The organism is Robinsoniella peoriensis (assembly GCF_000797495.1).
GTDB lineage: Bacteria > Bacillota > Clostridia > Lachnospirales > Lachnospiraceae > Robinsoniella > Robinsoniella peoriensis.
In genome coordinates, this window is record NZ_JTGN01000006.1 from 37,169 (window position 1) to 58,097 (window position 20,929).

Genomic DNA, 20,929 nt, shown 5'->3' on the forward strand with positions numbered 1-20,929 from the left:
TATTTTTAACTCTTTATACTATATCATACAAAAACATGACAAGAAAGAAAAAAATGTTGAAATTGATCAGAAATTGTTGATGAAAGAGCGGGAGGGAACGGATATTACAAAAAACAGCTGAAAAACGTTATTACAATTACAGCTGGGGCAGTCCCAGGTAGTTCAAAAGTCCCACGTAAATGCCATATGCAAACTGATACTGGTCATCCCTTAAATGCTGTGCATCGCTGGTGTTGCTGATATAAGCCAGTTCTACCAGAACCGCCGGCATATTTGTGCGGCGCAGTACGTACAGGCCGGGATTGATCCGGACACCATTATCCTTTGTCCCTACCCGGCGCACAATTTCATCCACTATTTCCTGTCCCAGATAATAAGGCGCTGAGTTCGGGCGATAGACGTAGACTTCAGTACCGTTGATGGCAGGATTTGTATTAGAGTTGACGTGGATGCTGATAAAATAGTCAGCAGGCCAGCTGTTTGCCATATTTACACGTTCACGAAGGCTGGTGGCATTACTGGTACCGAGAACTTCAGTAGGTGAATTACGGGAGGTACGAACCTCGAAACGGGGATCCGCGGCGAGTAGATCTGCAAGATAGGCTCCTACCGTGTAGGTGATATCCTGCTCCCGAAGACCGTTGCCCTCGGCTCCGGCATTGAAGCCGCTGGGATTGTGTCCCTGGTCTACAAAGATACGAATTGCCAAAAGTATCACATCTTTTCTATATTATGGTATCTGTATATTATATGAAAAAGCAGGGATAGCGTGCAGAAAATTATGGTTTTTCTGCATGCTATATAATTGAATTTTGCAGAAAAGCAAGGTATAATAAAAGCATTCCAAATTAACGAATTATTGACTGAAGCGTCCGTATATGGAGGAACCATGGAGACAGAAAATAACAAGAACTACGGGAACAATATCCCCTGCGGCGTGTGCAGGATGAAATGCGATAAAGTATTTACTATTTTATGGGCAAATGACCGTTATTATAAAACGTTCGGATATACAGGAGAAGAAGCTGGGCAGGAAGAATTAAACAACGCAAAGAAGATAATCTATCCGGGGGATTATCAGAGACTTGTCCGTATGCTGCATAAAAAGATTGCGCAAAATATATATGATTTTGAATGTGAGCACCGTTATATCCACAGATCCGGCAAATTGTTGTGGATGAGAGTAGCATCCGCTTATGATCCGGGTCAGGGTGGTACACTTACCTGCGCTATTACGGATATTACGAACCAAAAGAGTGCAGAAGAGTCACTGGCATTAAAAGAAGAAGAAAACAGAATCGCTTTTGCAATGACCGGTAAAATCATGGATGTATTTGATATCAAAACAAGAACACTGTACATAGAAAAAAGGGGAGCTCAAAGTTTTGGACTTCCGGAAGTTATTACAAATATGCCGGATGAAATTTTGAATACGGAGGTGGTAATTGAAGATAGTAAAGCGGAAGTATCCCGTTTTTTCCAGTCGATGCTGGATGGTATTCCGATGGGGGAAATTATAGTACGTTTAAAAAACAGAAAGGGCAGTCTCAACTGGTATAGGATGAAATACCGGCTTACTTATAGTGTGAACGGCGAAGTGCTGCGGGGCATTATCATATATGAGGATTATACGGTTCAGCGGGAAAAAGAAGCCGCCTATGAAAAATGGCGGAAGTATAATGAGAACCAGCTTGCAGGGGAGATTGTGTCCTATGAATGTAATCTGAATGAGAATACGGTGGAACATGTCGGCGGTCCCATGGCGGAAGAACTTCCGCAAAAAATAGATACCTATGATGAACTGGCTGCATTTGTGACAAAACAGTGGGTCTTTGAGGAAGACAGACAAACGTTTGAGCGTTTTTTTACCAGAAGCAGATTGATTGAAAAGTATTATAAAAAAGACTGCAGCCTTAAAATTGACTGCAGGTTTTTGGATTCCCAGGGTAAACTTTTCTGGACGGAGATCAGCACATTTTTACTTCCGGATCTTGATACAGATGAAGTCAAAGCAATGATCCTGTTTCGAAATATTGACAAAGAAAAAAGAAGAAGCATTGAACTGGAGAATCGTTCTCAAATCGATCCCCTGACGGGACTGCTGAACCGGGGTACGGTTATCGAAGAAGTATCGGGACTGTTAGATAACAGTCCGCTGTCCAGCAGGCATATTTTTATAATGGTGGACATTGATTTCTTTAAATCTTTGAATGATCAGATGGGACATCAGTTTGGAGACCAGGTTTTAAGAGAGATTGCCAATATTTTAAAGACTTCCGTTCGTATAAATGATATTGTTGGGCGTCTGGGCGGGGATGAATTTGTAATTTGTTTAAGGGATATCCCCCTGAATACGCTTTTGGAACAGAAGCTTGGAAATATCGTCATGCAGCTTTCAAAGCATTATGAGGAGGGAATCTGTGTATCCGGCAGTATGGGTGTGGCAGTTTATCCAAAGGACGGAACCAGCTTTGACGAACTTTATATGCGTGCGGATGCCGCACTTTATACAGCCAAGGAGATGGGACGCAATCAGTTTGTATTCTATCAGCAGGGAATGGAACACAAACAAAAGGACCGAAACAGATGTAAGGATGAAGGGGAATCCGGTACAGGCAGCCAATCCGGCAGTCAGAATCATAAAAGTATAGGCAGTAAAGAGTATCTTGCAGAGATTAATGCCATGCACCATCTGGAGGAAAGTAATCTGATTTACAGTTATTTAAATTCCGTTCATCATATTTTTAAAGATATGATCGTCATGAATGTTTCAAAGAATTATTACAGGCGGATGCTGAATGAGAGCGAAGAAAATTTGCATAAATGGGAGAAGGGAGATCTCCATGCTGAACTGGAGGTTATAGTCAAAGACCGGATTCATCCCGAAGACGGGGTACGCTTTAAACAGTTTACGAACTGGGACCTGGTGAGAAAAGCGATGCAGGAAGGCAAAACAACGGTGTATGGAGAATTCAGAGGAAGAGCGCAGGGAGACAACTATAAATGGGAGGCGTTTTCTCTGGTGCCTATGAACGGTGGAAATGATGATGAAATGTACCTGTGTTTTATTCAGGATATCCATGCTGTTAAAATCCGTGAGGAAGAAAACCGTACTCTCCAGATACAGGTACGCAGACAGATTGAAGATGAATGTTACCGACGAATCATGGAATTGTCAGGGACAATATTACTGGAATATGACAGAGAGGATGACAGTTACTATGCATCGCCTCCGGCAAAACAGTTTACATTAATCAAAAATGTAGGGAGCGACAGAAACCAGCGCTTTATTACCCGGGATGATGTTCACCCCAATGACTGGGAACAGGCTAGAATGATTTCTAAAAAAGTGATGGATGGTGCCATGAATGCAGGAACTACCGTTCGTCTGAAAAAAACGGACGGTCAATTCATGTGGTGTCATATTGTTCTTACCGTGTTAAGGGCGGAGGATGGTTCTGTTAACCGGTCTCTGTTTACAATAACAGATGTAGATGAAGCTACTAGAAACAGACGGGAGCTTGAATACAGGGCAGAATATGATGATCTAACCGGTTGTTCTAATTTCAGCAGGTTTAAAATAGAAGCTAAACAAATTTTGGAAAACAGAAATGAAAAGAAATATGCGCTGTGGTATTGTGATCTGCGTAATTTTAAATTAGTAAACAATGTCTATGGCTATGATTTTGGAGACAGAGTACTGCAGTATTGGGCAAAGATCAGCAGCCGGGACCAGCGCGAAGGAGAAATATTTGCCAGGGTGTCGGCAGATCACTTTGTTTCCCTACTTTGGTATGACAGTATCGATGAGCTGGAGATGCGGTTCCAGAAAAATGCAGGGCTACTGGCAAAATTCAAAGGACTGGCCGGAAAAAAACTGCTGCTGGAAATGGTTGCGGGGATCTATCTGGTAGAAAAACACGGGAAGACCATAGGGATAGAAGATATGATAGATTGTGCCAATCTTGCTCAAAAAAGTGTAAAAGTATTAGAAGGCAGTAAATATGCAGTCTATACAGAAGAAATGCGCAGGCAGATTCTATCGGAAAAAGAAATGGAATCGGCTATGTATAAAGCTTTGGAGAACCGGGAATTCTGCGCTTATTTTCAGCCTATCGCTGAGATTCAGGACGGAATACGGGTAAGTGGGGCAGAGACCCTGGCAAGGTGGATACGTCCGGGTTATGGTGTGGTTCCGCCCAACAGATTCATTCCGCTGTTTGAAAAAAATGGTTTTATTATTGATCTGGACAGTTATATGTTTGAAGAAGCCTGCCGTTTTCTGCGCAAATGGCTGGATGAAGGACGGGAGCCCATTAAAATATCGGTTAATGTCTCCAGAATAAGTGTATTTCAACGGGATTTTTCCAGACATTATATCAGGCTAAAGGAAAAATATAATATACCGAATGGCCTGCTGGAATTAGAGTGTACGGAATCAGTGCTGGTTGAGAATGCAGAACTTCTGGAAATGGTTATGCGTACCATGCGCGTAAGCGGTTTTTTCTTCTCTATGGATGATTTTGGTTCCGGGTATTCTTCCCTGAATCTGCTAAAAGACATTACCGTAGACATACTGAAGCTGGATATGATGTTTTTCCGTAATGAAAACCTGAAGGAGCCTCGTCATCAGACTATTATATCCAGTATTATCTCCATGGCGAAGGCATTGAATATGAAGGTTGTGGCTGAGGGTGTGGAAACAGAAGAGCAATTGCAGCTGCTACGTGAATTTGGGTGTGATTATATCCAGGGGTATCTGATCAGCAGGCCGATACCTGCGGAAGAATTTGAAAATCAATTTTAGAATATTTTAGAAAAAAAGGGATCGCTGCAGAGCAAATTTCAAACCAGATATGAAATGCAGTCCGGTATAAGAAATGATTTCTGCAGCGATCTATTTTTATTGGGAACAAGAACATTGTTTCAGATTAAGCTTTTCCTTCCTAAACTTATTGTCTAAAAAGATTTGAAAGTGCTCGGCTGAGCCGATTGTAAAATTATTTTTTCCCAGAGCCATATATCTGCTGCCATGCTCCAGAAAATAATAATTTTCAATTAATGTCCAGCTTTTAATGCCGGACCAGTCCACAACCGTTGTTTCTTCCGGAGTGATCTGTGTGAGCGTACTGGGGGTAATCTGAAAAGTCATCTTTTTGCCGCAAAGGCAGGATTGTTTTGACTTGCGAAGCTTACGAACAAAGGATCTCTTGTAAAAATCTTTTGCAAAATAAATAAAGATAATTCCAAAAACCAATGCACACATTCCGGCAGCACCCAGGCTCCAGCTTCTTAAATGCGGGGCCTGGCTTAAAGCCAAAACACTTACGAGCAGAAAGCCAATTCCCCAAAGCTGGTAACGTTTCACTGCTTTAAATGCCGGAGTATCATTTTCTAACAAGGTATCATAATATAATTTTTCAAATCCATCATCATAAGACGTTTCATTCTGAAATAAAAGTTCCAAGATACACACCTCCTTTTGAGTCTGATAAATTATTGCAATAATCGGCACGCTCTGTCCTGCTAAAATTAAATTCATATATCTTTGATGCAGGTATTTTACAGACATGCTTTGATTGTCTATTATATACGGTAAATGTGATTTTTATATGAAAAATCAGAGAAAGAATACAATATTGCTGATCTTAGGTTACGGTTTTCCTTTAATTACTACTTTAATTAAAGAACAGATTCTGATATAATAACAAAAACAGAACAAATGTTCGAAAAACGTAAGGAGGAATTATCATGGCGTTTGGTACAGGGATTAATATGGATTCACCGGATGCGGGAAGAATTCGGGGAAAGCAGATAGAAATAGCATGTTACTGCTGGTTTACCCGAACAGGAATCAGCATACCGCGATTAGTGAAATACCAGGATGAAGAAGGAGAAATTCACACGATTGGCAACATTCGTGTACTGTGCTCCGAGCAGAAGAACTTTGCCGGGGTTTCTTCCATGGAATATCAATGTGAGATGGTGGCAGAAGGGATTATGAAGAATGTGAAGCTGATTTTTTTCCCCGATAAGAAAAAATGGGTGATGGTTTACGGGAATGCGTGATAAAATATGGGATTGGAGGACGGAGCATATTGCCAATCCAAATGGTCTATGCTATACTTCCTATTAGAAAATTGTAGGTCTAAAACAGGACTTTACAGATTATCATGATATTAATCAGCATAAATTTCAGTATCGAAAACGATGCCAGTTTAAAGAGTTGAAAATAAAGAAATGGAAAGGAAACCGCAGGAAATGATCTATAATAATGTATTGGAAGCGATCGGACATACTCCCATGGTTCGTTTAAACAGGCTGTCTCAGCCGGACAGCGCCGAGATTCTGGTGAAATACGAAGGTGTAAACGTGGGGGGATCCGTGAAGACAAGAACCGCGTATAATATGATTGCGGAGGCAGAGAAAAAAGGAAAGCTACACAAAGATTCGGTTATCGTTGAGCCTACCAGTGGAAATCAGGGAATTGGATTGGCTTTGGTTGGGGCTGTAAAAGGATATAAGGTAAAAATTGTGATGCCTGATTCTGTAAGTGAAGAACGCAGGAAACTGGTAACACAGTATGGGGCGGAAGTAATACTGGTTCATGATGAGGGAGACATCGGAGCCTGCATTGAAGAGTGTCTGCAGACAGCCCTGCGCATCGGAGCAGAAGATCCCAATGCCTATATTCCACAGCAATTTATTAATCCGGATAACCCGCTGGTGCATAAATACCATACAGGCGTGGAAATACTAGAACAAGTGGAAGGACCAATTCATGGTTTCTGTTCCGGAGTGGGTACGGGCGGCACACTATCCGGCATTGGAGAAGTTTTGAAACGGCAAAACCCCGATATTGTGATCTGGGCTGTTGAGCCGGAACATGCGGCAATTTTATCAGGCGGAAGCATCGGAACACATTTGCAGATGGGAATCGGGGACGGACTGATTCCGGAGAATCTGAACATGGATATTTATGAGGATATCTGTATCGTGACAGATGAAGAAGCGCTGGATGTTTCAAAACGCCTTGCCAGAGAAGAAGGGCTGCTATGCGGAATCTCAAGCGGTTCCAATGTGGCGGCAGCCATGCGCCTTGCCAAAAAGCTGGGACCCGGAAAAAGAGTGGTTACCATTCTCCCGGATACAGGGGAACGTTATTATAGCACAGAATTATTTGAAGATGAAAATAACAAACCGCTCTGATAAGTTTTGCGGAGAATGCCTTGTAAAATAGTAGAAACCTATGCTATAATGTCAACAATTACGACAGGTAGTGTGGAAGAAAGCACTTTTACACTGTTTATTTGGACATATCGTAAGCAAGCTTACAATATGTATGCTGTCAAGTGTGGGAATACTACTAACTTTGTAATGAGGCAGTTTCTGCCTGCAGAAAGGATTTACATTCGAAGATGAATAGACAAGAGTTTTTGAATACTTTGCGTTCACAATTATCAGGAGAGATCAGTTCACGGGAAGTGGAAGAGAATATCCGGTATTATGATGAATATATCAGAGACGCAGTCGAAAATGGAAAATCGGAATTCCAGATATTAAACGAGATCGGGAGTCCATTACTGATTGCACGAACAATTATTGAGACTAGTAATAAAGCTAAAGGAACAGGTTATCAGGCACAGAGTCAGGGATCTTCTTTTCAGGAGGATGAGAATGATAACAGGCGTCCGAATGGCAGTTTTCATTCTTTTAATCTTCAGACAGGGATACCAAAGTGGCTGGTGATTACGGGAGTTGTAGTAATCTTAGTTGTATTGCTCAGCATTTTGGGATCCGCAATTGCAATTCTTTCCAGATTCTTTATTCCGATTATAGTAATCGTGCTTGTTGTGGCACTGTTTAAGAGCAGGGGCCGCCGATGAAGATATCTACGAAAGGCATATATGCCTTAGAAATAGCAGTGGATCTGGCAATGCATTCTGATTCAGAGCATTTAGAGAGTATTAAGAATATTGCGGGCAGGAGAAATCTTTCAGAAAAATATCTGGAGCGGATTATCAGTATGCTTAAGAAAGCAAATCTGGTGAGCAGTACCCGGGGGGCAAGAGGCGGATACTGCCTGGCGAAGCCTGCCGGTGAAATTATGGTTTATGATATTCTGACTGCAGTGGAAGGAAACCTGGCGCCGGTTGAATGCCTGATTAAGTCAACCGATTGTGGAATAGATTGTGAGAAATGTCCTACAAGGCGTGTCTGGAATCAAATGTGGGAGCTGATCAAGGATGCTGCGAAAGAGACCAGATTGGAAGATCTGCTCAAAAAAGCCAGTTAGCGTTAATACAAAATAGAGCTGCAGGATAAGAGCAGTTCTATTTTTTTAATGTTTTTTTAAATTAGGTATTGACATTTACAGAATTATCCTGTATAACATAGATATATTATTTAACATATCGGTTTGGTAGGAAATAAAACAGGAAAAAGGTGATGAAATGAAAATCTCAACAAAAGGAAGATATGGCCTGCGGGCGCTGGTTGATTTAGCATCGCATTCTACAAGTGAAGCTGTATCACTGGCAAGCGTAGCCAACAGGCAGAAAATATCCGTCAATTATCTGGAACAGGTTTTTGCAACACTCCGAAAAGCCGGATTAGTAAAAAGTATCAAAGGGCCGCAGGGTGGATATATGCTTGCAATGAAGCCGGAAGAGATGCAGGTATCTGATATATTAACAGCTTTGGAAGGCAAGTTCAGTATTATAGATGAAGTGGCGCCCAATGAGCAGCAGGATAAAGTACAAATGGCGATTAATGAACTGGTTTGGGAGAAGATCAACCAGCAGGTAAATCATTATCTGGAAAGCACCACACTGGCTGATTTAGTAGAAGAGTATCAGAAATTAAATGGGGAAGAAGAATATATGTACTATATATAATAATTATAATACGTAATATTCTTTCAGAAATAATTCCTACTAAGTAAATAATGTTAATTGGAATACTAAGTGCATAAAATAAGCACAGTATGAAAATAAATTTGTGGTAAAAGCCACGTGCTGCAGCATATGAAAGGCTGCACCAGCATAACTCGTTCAGACAATGAGAATATAGTGAAAAGTGAGGAGAAATATTATGAGTGAAAAGAGAGAATTAAAATTTGAGACACTTCAATTACACGTAGGACAGGAAAATCCGGATCCGGTAACCGATGCAAGGGCAGTACCGATCTATCAGACATCTTCTTATGTTTTCAAGAACTGCGCACATGCCGCAGCACGTTTTAACCTTACAGATGCAGGTAATATCTATGGAAGGCTTACCAACACCACACAAGACATTTTCGAACAGCGTATAGCAGCGCTGGAAGGCGGAGTAGCAGCACTGGCGGTAGCTTCCGGAGCCGCAGCAATTACATATACATTTCAGAATCTGGCACATGCTGGCGATCATATCGTAGCAGCCAAGACAATATACGGCGGAACCTATAATCTTCTGGAACATACCCTTCCGGAATACGGGATTACAGCAACATTTGTAGATCCGGATGTGGAAGGCAGTTTTGAAGCGGCAATTCAGGAAAATACCAAAGCAGTTTTTATAGAGACCATCGGCAATCCCAATGCAAGTCTGATTGATATTGAAAAGGTGGCGGCAATTGCCCATGCGCATAAAATACCATTAGTGGTTGACAGCACTTTTGCGACACCTTACCTGGTACGCCCTATTGATTTGGGAGCAGATATCGTAGTACACTCTGCAACGAAATTTATTGGAGGACACGGAACAACCATTGGAGGGGTAATTGTTGACAGCGGAAAATTTGACTGGGAAGCATCCGGAAAGTTTCCGTCACTTACCGAACCAAACCCAAGTTACCATGGAGTAAGCTTTACGAAAGTCGTTGGTCCGGCAGCATTTGTGACCAAGATCCGTGCAATTTTATTGCGTGATACCGGAGCTACACTTTCCCCGATTCATGCATTTATCTTCTTACAGGGATTAGAGACATTATCGCTGCGTGTAGAACGTCATGTAGAAAATGCCTTAAAGGTAGTTGATTATTTAAGCAAACATTCCCAGGTAGAAAAAGTAAATCATCCGGCGCTTTCTGACAGCCCGTATCATGAGCTGTATCAGCGTTATTTCCCTAAGGGAGGGGCTTCGATCTTTACTTTTGAAATCAAGGGCGGATCTCAGGAAGCACAGGATTTCATAGACCATCTGGAAATTTTCTCTTTACTTGCCAATGTAGCGGATGTAAAATCATTAGTAATACATCCGGCAAGTACTACACATTCCCAGATGACAGAAGATGAACTTGCAGGTTCCGGCATTAAACCAAATACAATCCGGTTATCAATCGGTACGGAACACATTGATGATATTATTTATGATTTGGATCAGGCATTTCAGGCAATTGCTAAGTAAGGGAACCAGGAGCCTGACGCATTTAAGAAAGGATGTTTAAAATGGCTAAAATATATGGAAGTATTACAGAATTGGTAGGAAAAACTCCCCTTGTGGAATTAAAAAATATTGAAAGTGCTTTAGGTCTGGCGGGTAAAGTGGTAGTGAAATTAGAATACTTCAATCCGGCCGGAAGCGTAAAAGACAGAGTGGCAAAGGCTATGGTGGAAGATGCTGAGAATAAAGGTATCTTAAAACCGGGTGCTACCATTATTGAACCAACCAGCGGAAACACCGGTATCGGGCTTGCCAGCGTAGCAGCGGCAAAAGGCTATAAAGCTATCTTTACCATGCCGGAGACGATGAGTATTGAAAGAAGAAAATTACTTCTGGGATACGGTGCGGAAATTGTGCTGACGGAAGGTGCTAAGGGAATGAAAGGCGCAATTGCAAAAGCGGAAGAACTTGCAAAAGATATTCCGAATGCCTTTATTCCCGGGCAGTTTGAAAATGCAGCCAATCCGGCAATCCACGCGGCTACAACAGGACCGGAGATCTGGGCAGATACGGAAGGTGCGGTAGATATGTTTATTGCCGGAGTTGGTACCGGCGGAACATTAAGCGGAACCGGCGTATTCTTAAAATCCAAGAAACCGGAAATAAAAGTCATTGCTGTAGAGCCTGCTGCGTCACCGGTTTTATCAAAAGGTACCGGCGGACCTCATAAAATTCAGGGAATTGGTGCCGGTTTTGTACCCAAGAACCTGAATCAGAATGTCTATGATGAAATTGTAACAGTAGAAAATGCAGAAGCATTTGAGGCTGCAAAGCTGATTGCAAAAAAAGAAGGTATTCTGGTTGGAATTTCTTCCGGAGCAGCTCTTCACACTGCAATTGAATTCGCGAAAAAGCCGGAGAATGCAGGAAAAACCATTGTTGCGCTACTTCCGGATACCGGAGAGCGTTATCTCTCAACAGAATTATTTGAAGCATAAGGATTATCAGGCGCCGGTAGTTTACCGGCGCTTTCTATATGGAAAGAATTTTTTTCGGGCATTGAAATGCAATTTCATTTTATTTTAATAACAGCTTTCTTTTATGGGAAAAATATTGTAGAATGTAAGCAAATATTGGAATAACAGCGTTGAAAATAAAAAGAGTAGGAATTGCAAAAATGGAACAGATTACAGACTATAAACTATTACTGGATACGGCGGTGCTGGCAGGACAGATCATGCTGCGAAACGGTGCCGAAATTTACCGTGTGGAAGACACCATTCACCGTATCTTAAAAGTATCCAGCTTAAAGACCACAGAAGCATACGTTACAACTACCGGTATGATTGTTACGCTGGATGATCCCCAGATCGATTCGCTGACCGTTATTCGAAGAATTGCAGACCGGGAGACAAATCTTAATAAAATTACTCTTGTAAATACCATATCCAGAAGATTTTGTGCCGGGGAAATTACCCTGAAAGAAGCATTTCATGATCTGAAACACCTGGAATCCCGGGAATATTCCCAGAAAGTATTGGATCTTTCTACTATTGTAGTTGCATCGGCCTTTGCGCTTTTATTGGGCGGAACGGCTATGGATGCTTTAGGTGCGGCAATTGATGGTGCACTGCTGGTACTGGTGTTAAAGCTGGGAATTAAAATTGGTTTTAATCCATTTTTTAAAGATGTTGCTGCATCTGCTGTAATAGCGGTGGGTGCGATCCTTCTGTCCAGAATACCATTTACCGTTATGAATATGGACATGATCATTATTGGTACCATTATGCCCCTGGTGCCCGGAGCTGCCATTACGAATGCTATTCGGGATACGCTTCAGGGGGATTATGTTGCAGGCGGTGCAAAAGCCCTGGAGGCATTTGTAAAGGCCGTTGCAATTGTTATTGGTGTGGCATTCGGAATGATTATTATGGGAGGTGTAAAGGCATGATTGTACAGGTAGTGAGTGCATTTGTTGCAATATTAGCGTTTTCAACGGTGATACAGGTACCGAAAAAATATCTGGTGTACTGTGGACTGATCGGAGCGGCAGGGTGGCTTGTGTATCTGCTGAATGCAGACAGTAAGGGAATTGTAATGGCGAACTTTCTCGCAGCACTTGTGATCGCATTGATTTCCCATGTGTTTGCCAGAATATTTAAAGCTCCGGTAACGGTATTCTTAATCCCGGGAATTCTGGTTATAGTGCCGGGAGCCGGTATGTACCGGACGGTTTATCAGATCTTTTTAGGGGAACAGCAAAAGGCGATGAATTCACTGCTTCAGACGATTGAAATAGCAGGAATGATCGCTTTGGCAGTATTTATTATGGACTCTGTGTTCGATATGATTCGCAATAAGAAGTGGAAAAAAATAAAGGCAGAATAGGAACCGGAACTGTTCTTTGGAGAATATTTAGACAGTGAAAGACCCAAGCAGGGGAGCTACTTGGGTCTTTCGAGGGGAGTATAAATAATTAATAAGGGGTTTGTAAAAAAAATTTTTTGAAGGGTAAATTCTTTTTACATCTCAAATTATAATATAGATTGGAAAAAAATGCAATACATATTTTTTACTATTTTTGAGATAATAAATTTTGTAATAAAAATATTTATTATTCAGGAGGGAATGAAACTATGGCAAAGAATATGAATTCTAAAAACCAGACTCAAAATAGTACGAACAACTATGAATCTAATGTAGAATCAAAGAACAAAGCAAGTAACAAAGCTAGCAATTCTTATAAGGATGCAAGCGAAAAAAACAGTGCTTACAACAGTACTAATGAATCCGAGAATTCCTATAACTCTTACAAGAACAGCAATTCTTCTAAGAACGCTACAAGCAACAATACTTCCAAAAATGCAAGCCGCAATGCTTCTTCAGACTGTCACCACGAATCTGATGAATACAGCGATTGCAACTACTAAAACCGGATATTTGACATCAGGTAGGGACAGCAAGTAAAATCAACCGGTTTTAAAGAGAGATGGAGTCTTGGCCACAATACGGCCGGGGCTCTGTTTTTTTGCACACATTTCCAGATTTCTGCATATATTAAGTCAGGAAGGAGTGTATGTATTTATGAATTTTGAGATGATTGCACCGAAACAACTGGATACGTACGTCAGGGATAAAAGCGCATTTATTATAGATCTCAGAACACCGGACGAATTCGTAGAACGTCATATAAAAGGAGCTGTAAATATCCCATATGAAAGTTTGGGCAATTGTTATACACTGCCCCAGGATATGATGATTATCGTATATTGTGAACGTGGTTCCATCAGTATGGCTGCAGCCAGGGAACTTGCGGAAAAAGGCTATCGTGTAAAGACAATGATCGGTGGAATCCACGCTTACCGTGGAAGATACCTGGAATCCTATCGCCATACCTTATAGTTCGTATTTTAGAAAATATTAAGGAAGTAAAAATATTGACAGGGGCAGACACTGGCATTAATATAGGAGATAGATGAAAAGAATGGAGGAAATGCAAATGAAACTTATGTTTGCGTCAGATATACACGGATCATCTTTTTACTGTAAAAAGATGTTAGAGGCATACAGATTAGAAAAGGCAGGACGCCTGGTGCTTCTGGGAGATATTCTTTATCATGGACCAAGAAATGATTTGCCAAAGGAATATGCTCCCAAAGAGGTCATCTCCATGTTGAATCCTTTGAAAAATGAGATTTATGCAGTAAGGGGCAATTGTGAGGCAGAAGTGGATCAGATGGTTTTGGAATTCCCTGTAATGGCAGATTACTGTATTATTATGAAGGGGGATAACACAATTTATGCCAGTCATGGTCATGTCTTCCACAAAGACAATCTGCCTCCTTTGGCAGAAGGGGATATCTTTATTCATGGACATACCCATGTACCCGTTGCCCAAAAGTATAAGCATTTTACCTTATTAAACCCGGGTTCCGTGTCATTGCCAAAAGAGGGAAATGTGCCAACGTATGGAATTTTAGAAAATGGAGTATTTTCAATTAAAGATTTTGAAGGAAATACCGTGAAACAACTGGCATTATAAGAAAAAAGCATTATAAGAAACCTGCAAATGCAGACAGATAGGAGAAAAAATGAAACAAATTGAATTAATAGCACCTTGCCACTTTGGGCTGGAAGCCGTTTTAAAGCGTGAGATCATTGACCTTGGATATGAAGTCAGTCAGGTAGAAGATGGACGAGTTACCTTTTTAGGAGATATGGAAGCTGTGAGCTATGCCAATGTATTTTTAAGGTCAGCAGAGCGTATATTATTAAAAGTCGGGAAAGTCCATGCTGAGACTTTTGATGAATTGTTTGAGTGCACAAAAGAACTTCCATGGGAAAATTTCATTCCAAAGGATGGCAAATTCTGGGTGACTAAGGCTACTTCTATTAAGAGCCAGCTGTTTAGCCCTACGGATATACAGTCGATCATGAAAAAAGCCATGGTTGAACGTTTAAAAGGCGTATATGGCATACAGTGGTTTGAAGAAACAGGTCCGGCTTATCCGGTACGTGTATTTTTTATGAAAGATGAAGCTACTATTGGTATTGATACATCCGGAGTCTCCCTTCACAAGCGCGGATACCGTCAGCTTACAAGTAAGGCACCGATTACAGAGACACTTGCGGCTGCACTGATTATGCTGACACCCTGGAACAAAAGCAGAATACTGGTTGATCCCTTTTGCGGAAGCGGTACCTTTCCAATAGAAGCAGCTTTAATGGCTGCCAACATAGCTCCCGGGATGAACCGTTCTTTCTTATCGGAAGACTGGGACAACCTGGTAACGAAGAAACACTGGTACAATGCAATGGATGAAGCAAGAGAAAATGTAAATGATCAGATAGAAGTGGATATACAGGGATATGATATGGACGGTGACGTGATAAAATCAGCCAGAGAAAATGCAAAGCTGGCAGGCGTGGATCATCTGATTCATTTTCAGCAAAGAGCCGTTTCCCAGCTGAATCATCCAAAAAAATACGGATTTGTAATTACCAATCCACCGTATGGAGAGAGAATTGAAGATAAAGAAAACCTGCCGGGATTGTACCGGGAGATAGGAGAGAGCTTTAAGCGGCTGGATTCCTGGTCAGAATATCTGATTACCTCTTATGAAGATGCGGAAAAGTATATTGGAAAAAAAGCAGATAAGAACAGAAAGATTTATAATGGAATGATAAAAACATATTTTTATCAATTCTTGGGACCCAGACCGCCTAAGATTAAAAAATAAGGGGTAGACATTGATTAAAAAAATTCAGACATTCATTGTGATTCTAATTGTATTGCTGATTGGATACGGAGCATTTCAATATATGGAGCCGGAGATACGTGCGCTGTTAGACGGCAAAAAGCAGCAGGAACACAGGCAAACGGAAAGTGGTTCCAATACCCGGGACAGCAGCATGGAAGATAATACAGAGCCGGCGGGCAAGGATGAAAATGTAAGGCTGCCAAAGTCATATGACAGCCGGAATGAAGCAAGGGCTCCTGTTATTAAAAATCAGGGTGAGCTTGGCACCTGCTGGGCGGTAGCCACGTCCTCGGCGCTGGAATCCTCCCTGCTTCCAAGGGAACACCTTGTATTTTCTGCGGACCATATATCACTTCGGAATCATTTTGCAAAGAATCAGAACGATGGCGGAGATTATACCATGGCAATGGCGTATCTTGCCGGATGGCAGGGACCTGTACTGGAACAGGATGACCCTTATGGAGATGGTGTTTCACCGGATGGGCTGACACCGGTGAAGCATGTACAGGAGATCCAGATGATTAAGGATAAGGATTATGATGCAATAAAACGGGCAGTTTATGACCATGGTGCTGTCCAGTCTTCCCTTTATATGGATCTTCAGAATACAGTGAGTTCATCGGTGTTTTTTAATAAGATTAACAATACGTATTGTTATGTGGGAAATGCCCGCTCTAATCATGATATTTTAATTATTGGATGGGATGACCACTATCCGGCGGACAAATTTAATGCGGATATTAAGAAGGATGGGGCGTTTATCTGCCAGAACAGCTGGGGGGCAGACTTCGGGGAAGACGGCATTTTTTATGTCTCATACGAAGATGCCAATCTTGGAAATAATTGTGTTGCCTATTCCAGGATCGAAAATACGGGGAATTATGACCATATTTACCAGACAGACCTGTGCGGCTGGGTAGGGCAGATCGGGTATGGCTCTGATACCTGCTATTTTGCAAATGTATATGAAGCAAAGCAGGATGAAACTCTGAGTGCAGTGGGATTCTATGCTACGGGGAAAGATACGGAGTATGACATTCATATCATTGAAGAGTTTGACGGGCCTTCCTCCTTGATTTCCTGGAGTCCTGCCCAGAGCGGTAAATTTGGCAACGGAGGGTACTATACCGTAGATCTGGAGGAGCCGGTGAAAGTGGCTAAAGGCCAGCGTTATGCAGTTATGATAAAAATAAAATCTCCCGGTCTGCAGTATCCGGTTGCAACGGAATATCAGGCAGATGAAGCAACTAAGAACGTGGATATTGCCGATGGTGAAGGGTATATCAGTATGAGCGGATATTCCTGGACAAGAACAGAAACAGAGCATTCCTGCAATGTCTGTCTGAAGGTATACACCAGGGATGCGCAGTAACGGTATTGGTTTACAGACGCAATCCCGGTGTGTTATAATTTTGGTAAATTTACATAAGAAAAATTAACATTAGGAAAAGGGTGGAACAGTGAGTAAGAGAATTATTTTCGCAACTGGTAATCAGGGAAAAATGAAAGAAATAAAAATGATACTGGCTGATCTGGATGTTCAGGTAGTCTCATTGAAAGAAGCCGGAATTGAAGCCGATATTGTAGAAGACGGAGCAACATTTCAAGAAAATGCTGTTATTAAGGCTAAGACTATTATGGAAATGACCGGCGATATTGTACTGGCAGATGATTCAGGGTTAGAAATTGATTACCTGAATAAAGAGCCGGGTATCTATTCTGCAAGATATATGGGAGAAGATACTTCTTATGATATAAAAAATAATAATCTTATCGGGCGTCTGAATGGTGTGCCTGATGAAAAAAGGACGGCTCGTTTTGTATGTGTCATTGCAGCAGCATTTCCAAATGGTGAAATTTTGACTACGGAAGGAACCATTGAAGGTATGATTGGATATGAGATAAAAGGAAGCAATGGTTTTGGCTATGATCCTATATTTTATCTTCCCCAGTATAAATGTACGACGGCAGAACTGGATATGGAATTGAAAAATGAATTAAGCCACAGAGGAAAAGCGCTTCGGGCGATGAAAGAACAATTAAAAAATAAAATTTAGAGGAGCATGGTGCCAGATGAAGATCCTGATTGTAAGTGATACGCATCGCAGAGATGCCAATTTAAAAGAGGTCTTATTAAAAGTTAGCCCGATCGACAAATTAATCCATCTGGGGGATTCTGAGGGCAGTGAGGACTATATCAGGCAGATTGCTGACTGCCCGGTACATATTGTAAGCGGAAATAATGACTTCTTCAGTGATTTACCACGTGAAGAAGAATTGCAGCTTGGGAAATATAAAATTCTGCTCACTCATGGACATTATTATTATGTATCACTGGATACACGTTCGATCAAAGAAGAGGCAAAAGCAAGAGGATTTGACATTGTAATGTTTGGACATACACACAGGCCGGTTTTAGAGATACAGGAAGATATTATAGCATTAAATCCGGGCAGTTTATCCTATCCCAGACAGGATGGAAGAAAACCAAGCTATATTATCATGGAACTTGATAATAAGGGAGAAGCACATTTTACAATAAATTTTTTAGGGTGAAGAGCTCGATTTGACCAATTTGAAGAAATAAATCCAAAAAATAAATTGGCGAAAAAGCCCGAATATTCAACACTTTCGGGCTTTTTCAAAAAAATAAAAAAATATTTGAAAAAAGTTGTTGACATTTGGTGTGAGCTATAATATAATATGTCTTGCGTCAGGGAACAGACGAAACAACAAAAACAAACAAGACACCATCGGGGTGTGGCTCAGCTTGGCTAGAGCGCCTGGTTTGGGACCAGGAGGTCGCAGGTTCGAATCCTGTCACCCCGACTTGTTCCTAAAATAACGCAGATATGCGGGTGTAGTTCAATGGTAGAACACTAGCCTTCCAAGCTAGATACGTGGGTTCGATTCCCATCACCCGCTGTTTGAGTCTGTAGCTCAGTTGGATAGAGCAACGGCCTTCTAAGCCGTGGGTCGGGGGTTCGAATCCCTTCAGGCTCGTTTTTCTTTGCAGAGATCATATGTCTGCTGCAAAGAAAGCAAAATTAATATGGTGGATATAGCGCAGTTGGTTAGCGCGCCAGATTGTGGCTCTGGAGGCCGAGGGTTCGAATCCCTTTATCCACCCTAACCACACATTGGGCTATCGCCAAGCGGTAAGGCACAGCACTTTGACTGCTGCATTCGTTGGTTCAAATCCAACTAGCCCAGTTTGGCGAAAGCCGTAAGAAATATAAACCCATAGTATGGTTAAAAATTAAATACGGGATATTAGCTCAGTTGGTAGAGCACTTGACTTTTAATCAAGTTGTCCGGGGTTCGAATCCCCGATGTCTCATTACTATAAAATAGCGGAAATGTCTGTAAATACAGGTGTTTCCGCTATTTTGGTTCAGCTACAAGTTAGTCATATCTGACACGTTAAGAAGTCGTCAAATATCGTTACAAAAATGACTTTTTTATTTGGGCACTTTTGGAATCCCTGATATTACACCAAATAATTAATTGGAAAACCAATCAACAAGGCTTTCCAATTTTTTGCTTTCATCACCGCTTTTAGTATACACACAATTGTCAGAAAGCATATTCTAACACGCTCTCGGAAAACAATGATAAACTAACGCGCTGTCTGAACGCCGTTTCATTCAATGATACAATATCTCAGAATACAGATAAATAACCTCAATAGGTGTGTCCGGATTTTCAATCCGGTAAAAAAGCTGCCTGATCAGACGCTTTCCAAGAGCTGATGTATTAATGTTAACGGTTGTTAAGAAATCCTTCATATCAATATAATCGGCAATATTGTCATAGCCTGTCAGGTTCACTTCTTCCGGGACCCGGATACCCATGAGCATCAGCTCCTGGTAAACTACATGGGCAACGAAGTCACTGACACACACAAAGGCATCCGGCAGCTTCCGAAGACCGGATAAATAATTATGGATTTCTTCTACATAAGTTTCTATTCCAATGGTACCTGTTTTGCAGTAAGCAGGATCAATATGGGACGCATGCCTGGTTATGGATGCGGTGTAGCCTTCGTAACGCAGTTTGTTAGTCAGGGCATAGTTGATATCTCCGATAAATCCGATCTTTTGGCGCCCTGAGGCAAACAGATAGTCGGTAATTTTTTCTACGGAGCTTTTGCCCTCCAGCAAAAGCATGTCTCCAGTCAGTGTATCCAGAGAAAAATTGGTTACGGCATCCAAAAATACCTTTGGGATTGGAAGTCTGTTTAAAATGGACAGGAGCTTTGCATCGTACACGTTTAGAATAATAATCCCCTGTACCTGACCGGAAGTGAGTGGTGGCGGCAAAATATAATCCTTCGGGATTTCGGTAGGGACGTAGGTGTACATAAGGCTGCATCCGGCTTGTGTGACCTCTTTCGCAATTTCATGTATGATATTGCTCCAGAACACGGAAGAATCGGGTCTGGACACTACGACGGATATAGTAGCGCTCTCGTGACTGGTATTGGTCATTAGAGCCGGATTTGCATGTACTGTATTATTTGTAAACTGTTCCGGCAGTGGGTAGCCAAGCAGGGCAGCTTCCTTTATAATCAGATTGCTCTTAACTTCGGAAACGCCCGGATGATTATTCAGTACCTTCCAGACGGTGACACGGGAGACGCCTGCGGCCTCTGCAATATCCTGCATAGTTGGTTTTTTCATATTATATACCTCGCACATCATGTAAGATGTCTGCGTGAGAACGGAAACGATTAAACTTTAGCAGATATCTTTTTTTATTATTCTACCAAATCACAGGAGGTTTCGCAATAGGTTTTGTTTAAAATGTTAAAACTGATGTTAAAAATAAGAAAAAATGTAAAAAAAGAATTATAGGAAAATGTGTATAACAATTTTTGCTAAGCAGCCGGATCATTGTTTGCAAGTAAAAGAATTGAAAATAAAAGAGAAATGAAAGTTAAAAGATTTTGGAAGCAGAAGGTTTTAATGCATTTGGAAGTAAATTTAAGAAGCAGAAGGATCGCGGATAATTCGTATGAGGAAAAATCCGCTATCTTTTTCTGCTTCTTATTTTTTTGTACATCGTTTTCACGTTTAGTTATGTATATATTTCTGCGTATAGAAAAGGATTGCATCTTTTATCTGATGAGTGGCTCAATAATACTTTATATCCTGCTGGGTAAATTAGATATGTTTAATAAAAATTAATTTTAACATTATGTTAAAAAATAACGTTTTCAATATACATTATATAATAAAAAACTCTTCCTGAATTGTGCAAAATGTTAAATAAATACAAAAATGAATTGTTTATATTGACAA

Annotated in this window: 20 protein-coding genes and 6 tRNA genes; 23 read left to right on the forward strand and 3 right to left on the reverse strand. The window is 41.1% G+C overall.

The window, feature by feature from the left end; translation table 11 throughout:
* Positions 1-136 precede the first annotated feature (136 nt).
* Positions 137-718, reverse strand: a complete 582-nt coding sequence (locus QR40_RS13270; protein WP_465231365.1) for an N-acetylmuramoyl-L-alanine amidase family protein — start codon at positions 716-718, stop codon at positions 137-139.
* A 171-nt stretch (positions 719-889) separates the two neighbouring features.
* Here QR40_RS13270 and QR40_RS29835 point away from each other — a divergent pair, with 171 nt between their 5' ends.
* Positions 890-4,807: an EAL domain-containing protein gene (locus QR40_RS29835; protein ID WP_052430843.1), complete on the forward strand. Its 3,918-nt coding sequence runs from the start codon at positions 890-892 to the stop codon at positions 4,805-4,807.
* 96 nt (positions 4,808-4,903) lie between these two features.
* On the opposite strand, the gene QR40_RS13285 is transcribed toward QR40_RS29835, so the two are convergent.
* Positions 4,904-5,467, reverse strand: coding sequence for a YcxB family protein (locus QR40_RS13285; protein WP_047833337.1), 564 nt, complete (start codon positions 5,465-5,467; stop codon positions 4,904-4,906).
* Positions 5,468-5,751: 284 nt separating this feature from the next.
* On the opposite strand from QR40_RS13285, the gene QR40_RS13290 reads away from it, so the two are divergent.
* The 22 genes from QR40_RS13290 (at position 5,752) to QR40_RS13395 (ending at position 18,966) form a co-directional block, all read left to right on the forward strand.
* Positions 5,752-6,069: a hypothetical protein gene (locus QR40_RS13290; protein WP_027296508.1), complete on the forward strand. Its 318-nt coding sequence runs from the start codon at positions 5,752-5,754 to the stop codon at positions 6,067-6,069.
* 171 nt (positions 6,070-6,240) lie between these two features.
* Positions 6,241-7,209, forward strand: a complete 969-nt coding sequence (cysK, locus tag QR40_RS13295; RefSeq protein ID WP_330373741.1) for a cysteine synthase A — start codon at positions 6,241-6,243, stop codon at positions 7,207-7,209.
* A gap of 209 nt (positions 7,210-7,418) precedes the next feature.
* Positions 7,419-7,886, forward strand: coding sequence for a DUF1700 domain-containing protein (locus QR40_RS13300; protein WP_027296510.1), 468 nt, complete (start codon positions 7,419-7,421; stop codon positions 7,884-7,886).
* Positions 7,883-8,296: an RrF2 family transcriptional regulator gene (locus QR40_RS13305; RefSeq protein WP_027296511.1), complete on the forward strand. Its 414-nt coding sequence runs from the start codon at positions 7,883-7,885 to the stop codon at positions 8,294-8,296. The genes QR40_RS13300 and QR40_RS13305 overlap by 4 nt, the downstream gene beginning before the upstream one ends.
* 157 nt (positions 8,297-8,453) lie before the next feature.
* Positions 8,454-8,897 (forward strand): RrF2 family transcriptional regulator, encoded by a 444-nt coding sequence (locus tag QR40_RS13310; protein ID WP_027296512.1) that lies wholly within the window; start codon positions 8,454-8,456, stop codon positions 8,895-8,897.
* 196 nt (positions 8,898-9,093) lie between these two features.
* Positions 9,094-10,389 carry an O-acetylhomoserine aminocarboxypropyltransferase/cysteine synthase family protein gene (locus QR40_RS13315; protein WP_027296513.1) on the forward strand — a complete coding sequence of 432 codons (1,296 nt, stop codon included), beginning with the start codon at positions 9,094-9,096 and terminating at the stop codon, positions 10,387-10,389.
* A gap of 41 nt (positions 10,390-10,430) precedes the next feature.
* A complete protein-coding gene (gene cysK / locus QR40_RS13320; protein WP_027296514.1) occupies positions 10,431-11,363 on the forward strand; it encodes a cysteine synthase A in 933 nt (310 codons plus the stop codon).
* Positions 11,364-11,512: 149 nt separating this feature from the next.
* Positions 11,513-12,316 (forward strand): threonine/serine exporter family protein, encoded by an 804-nt coding sequence (locus QR40_RS13325; RefSeq protein WP_242858520.1) that lies wholly within the window; start codon positions 11,513-11,515, stop codon positions 12,314-12,316.
* On the forward strand, positions 12,313-12,753 hold the full coding sequence (locus QR40_RS13330) for a threonine/serine exporter family protein (RefSeq protein WP_027296516.1): 441 nt from the start codon (positions 12,313-12,315) through the stop codon (positions 12,751-12,753). The genes QR40_RS13325 and QR40_RS13330 overlap by 4 nt, the downstream gene beginning before the upstream one ends.
* Before the next feature lie 248 nt (positions 12,754-13,001).
* Entirely contained in the window at positions 13,002-13,295 is a 294-nt protein-coding gene (locus QR40_RS13335) for a hypothetical protein (RefSeq protein ID WP_052378025.1), read from the forward strand.
* A gap of 154 nt (positions 13,296-13,449) precedes the next feature.
* Positions 13,450-13,767, forward strand: coding sequence for a rhodanese-like domain-containing protein (locus QR40_RS13340; RefSeq protein WP_044290453.1), 318 nt, complete (start codon positions 13,450-13,452; stop codon positions 13,765-13,767).
* Positions 13,768-13,864: 97 nt separating this feature from the next.
* Complete coding sequence (gene yfcE / locus QR40_RS13345) at positions 13,865-14,407, forward strand: phosphodiesterase (RefSeq protein WP_044295794.1); 543 nt, start codon at positions 13,865-13,867, stop codon at positions 14,405-14,407.
* A 49-nt stretch (positions 14,408-14,456) separates the two neighbouring features.
* Positions 14,457-15,605, forward strand: a complete 1,149-nt coding sequence (locus QR40_RS13350) for a THUMP domain-containing class I SAM-dependent RNA methyltransferase (protein WP_044295480.1) — start codon at positions 14,457-14,459, stop codon at positions 15,603-15,605.
* A 10-nt stretch (positions 15,606-15,615) separates the two neighbouring features.
* Entirely contained in the window at positions 15,616-16,998 is a 1,383-nt protein-coding gene (locus QR40_RS13355) for a lectin like domain-containing protein (protein ID WP_027296520.1), read from the forward strand.
* Between the two features lie 88 nt (positions 16,999-17,086).
* Positions 17,087-17,683 carry an XTP/dITP diphosphatase gene (locus QR40_RS13360; RefSeq protein ID WP_044295481.1) on the forward strand — a complete coding sequence of 199 codons (597 nt, stop codon included), beginning with the start codon at positions 17,087-17,089 and terminating at the stop codon, positions 17,681-17,683.
* Between the two features lie 16 nt (positions 17,684-17,699).
* Complete coding sequence (locus QR40_RS13365; protein ID WP_027296522.1) at positions 17,700-18,182, forward strand: metallophosphoesterase family protein; 483 nt, start codon at positions 17,700-17,702, stop codon at positions 18,180-18,182.
* A 198-nt stretch (positions 18,183-18,380) separates the two neighbouring features.
* Positions 18,381-18,455: transfer RNA gene (locus tag QR40_RS13370), tRNA-Pro, on the forward strand.
* A gap of 25 nt (positions 18,456-18,480) precedes the next feature.
* A tRNA-Gly gene (locus tag QR40_RS13375) sits at positions 18,481-18,551 on the forward strand.
* 4 nt (positions 18,552-18,555) lie between these two features.
* A tRNA-Arg gene (locus QR40_RS13380) sits at positions 18,556-18,629 on the forward strand.
* A 52-nt stretch (positions 18,630-18,681) separates the two neighbouring features.
* Positions 18,682-18,755, forward strand: a tRNA-His gene (locus tag QR40_RS13385).
* A 12-nt stretch (positions 18,756-18,767) separates the two neighbouring features.
* Positions 18,768-18,839, forward strand: a tRNA-Gln gene (locus QR40_RS13390).
* Between the two features lie 54 nt (positions 18,840-18,893).
* Positions 18,894-18,966 (forward strand) — tRNA-Lys (locus QR40_RS13395).
* A 307-nt stretch (positions 18,967-19,273) separates the two neighbouring features.
* On the opposite strand, the gene QR40_RS13400 is transcribed toward QR40_RS13395, so the two are convergent.
* A complete protein-coding gene (locus tag QR40_RS13400; RefSeq protein ID WP_027296523.1) occupies positions 19,274-20,308 on the reverse strand; it encodes a LacI family DNA-binding transcriptional regulator in 1,035 nt (344 codons plus the stop codon).
* Positions 20,309-20,929: the final 621 nt, after the last annotated feature.

Bases quoted from the DNA above. Each gene is read 5' to 3' on its own strand.
- QR40_RS29835 (WP_052430843.1), top strand. From the start codon at position 890: ATGGAGACAGAAAATAACAAGAACTACGGGAACAATATCCCCTGCGGC.
- QR40_RS13290 (WP_027296508.1), top strand. From the start codon at position 5,752: ATGGCGTTTGGTACAGGGATTAATATGGATTCACCGGATGCGGGAAGA.
- cysK (WP_330373741.1), top strand. From the start codon at position 6,241: ATGGAAAGGAAACCGCAGGAAATGATCTATAATAATGTATTGGAAGCG.
- QR40_RS13300 (WP_027296510.1), top strand. From the start codon at position 7,419: ATGAATAGACAAGAGTTTTTGAATACTTTGCGTTCACAATTATCAGGA.
- QR40_RS13305 (WP_027296511.1), top strand. From the start codon at position 7,883: ATGAAGATATCTACGAAAGGCATATATGCCTTAGAAATAGCAGTGGAT.
- QR40_RS13310 (WP_027296512.1), top strand. From the start codon at position 8,454: ATGAAAATCTCAACAAAAGGAAGATATGGCCTGCGGGCGCTGGTTGAT.
- QR40_RS13315 (WP_027296513.1), top strand. From the start codon at position 9,094: ATGAGTGAAAAGAGAGAATTAAAATTTGAGACACTTCAATTACACGTA.
- cysK (WP_027296514.1), top strand. From the start codon at position 10,431: ATGGCTAAAATATATGGAAGTATTACAGAATTGGTAGGAAAAACTCCC.
- QR40_RS13330 (WP_027296516.1), top strand. From the start codon at position 12,313: ATGATTGTACAGGTAGTGAGTGCATTTGTTGCAATATTAGCGTTTTCA.
- QR40_RS13335 (WP_052378025.1), top strand. From the start codon at position 13,002: ATGGCAAAGAATATGAATTCTAAAAACCAGACTCAAAATAGTACGAAC.
- QR40_RS13340 (WP_044290453.1), top strand. From the start codon at position 13,450: ATGAATTTTGAGATGATTGCACCGAAACAACTGGATACGTACGTCAGG.
- yfcE (WP_044295794.1), top strand. From the start codon at position 13,865: ATGAAACTTATGTTTGCGTCAGATATACACGGATCATCTTTTTACTGT.
- QR40_RS13350 (WP_044295480.1), top strand. From the start codon at position 14,457: ATGAAACAAATTGAATTAATAGCACCTTGCCACTTTGGGCTGGAAGCC.
- QR40_RS13365 (WP_027296522.1), top strand. From the start codon at position 17,700: ATGAAGATCCTGATTGTAAGTGATACGCATCGCAGAGATGCCAATTTA.
- QR40_RS13400 (WP_027296523.1), bottom strand. From the start codon at position 20,308: ATGAAAAAACCAACTATGCAGGATATTGCAGAGGCCGCAGGCGTCTCC.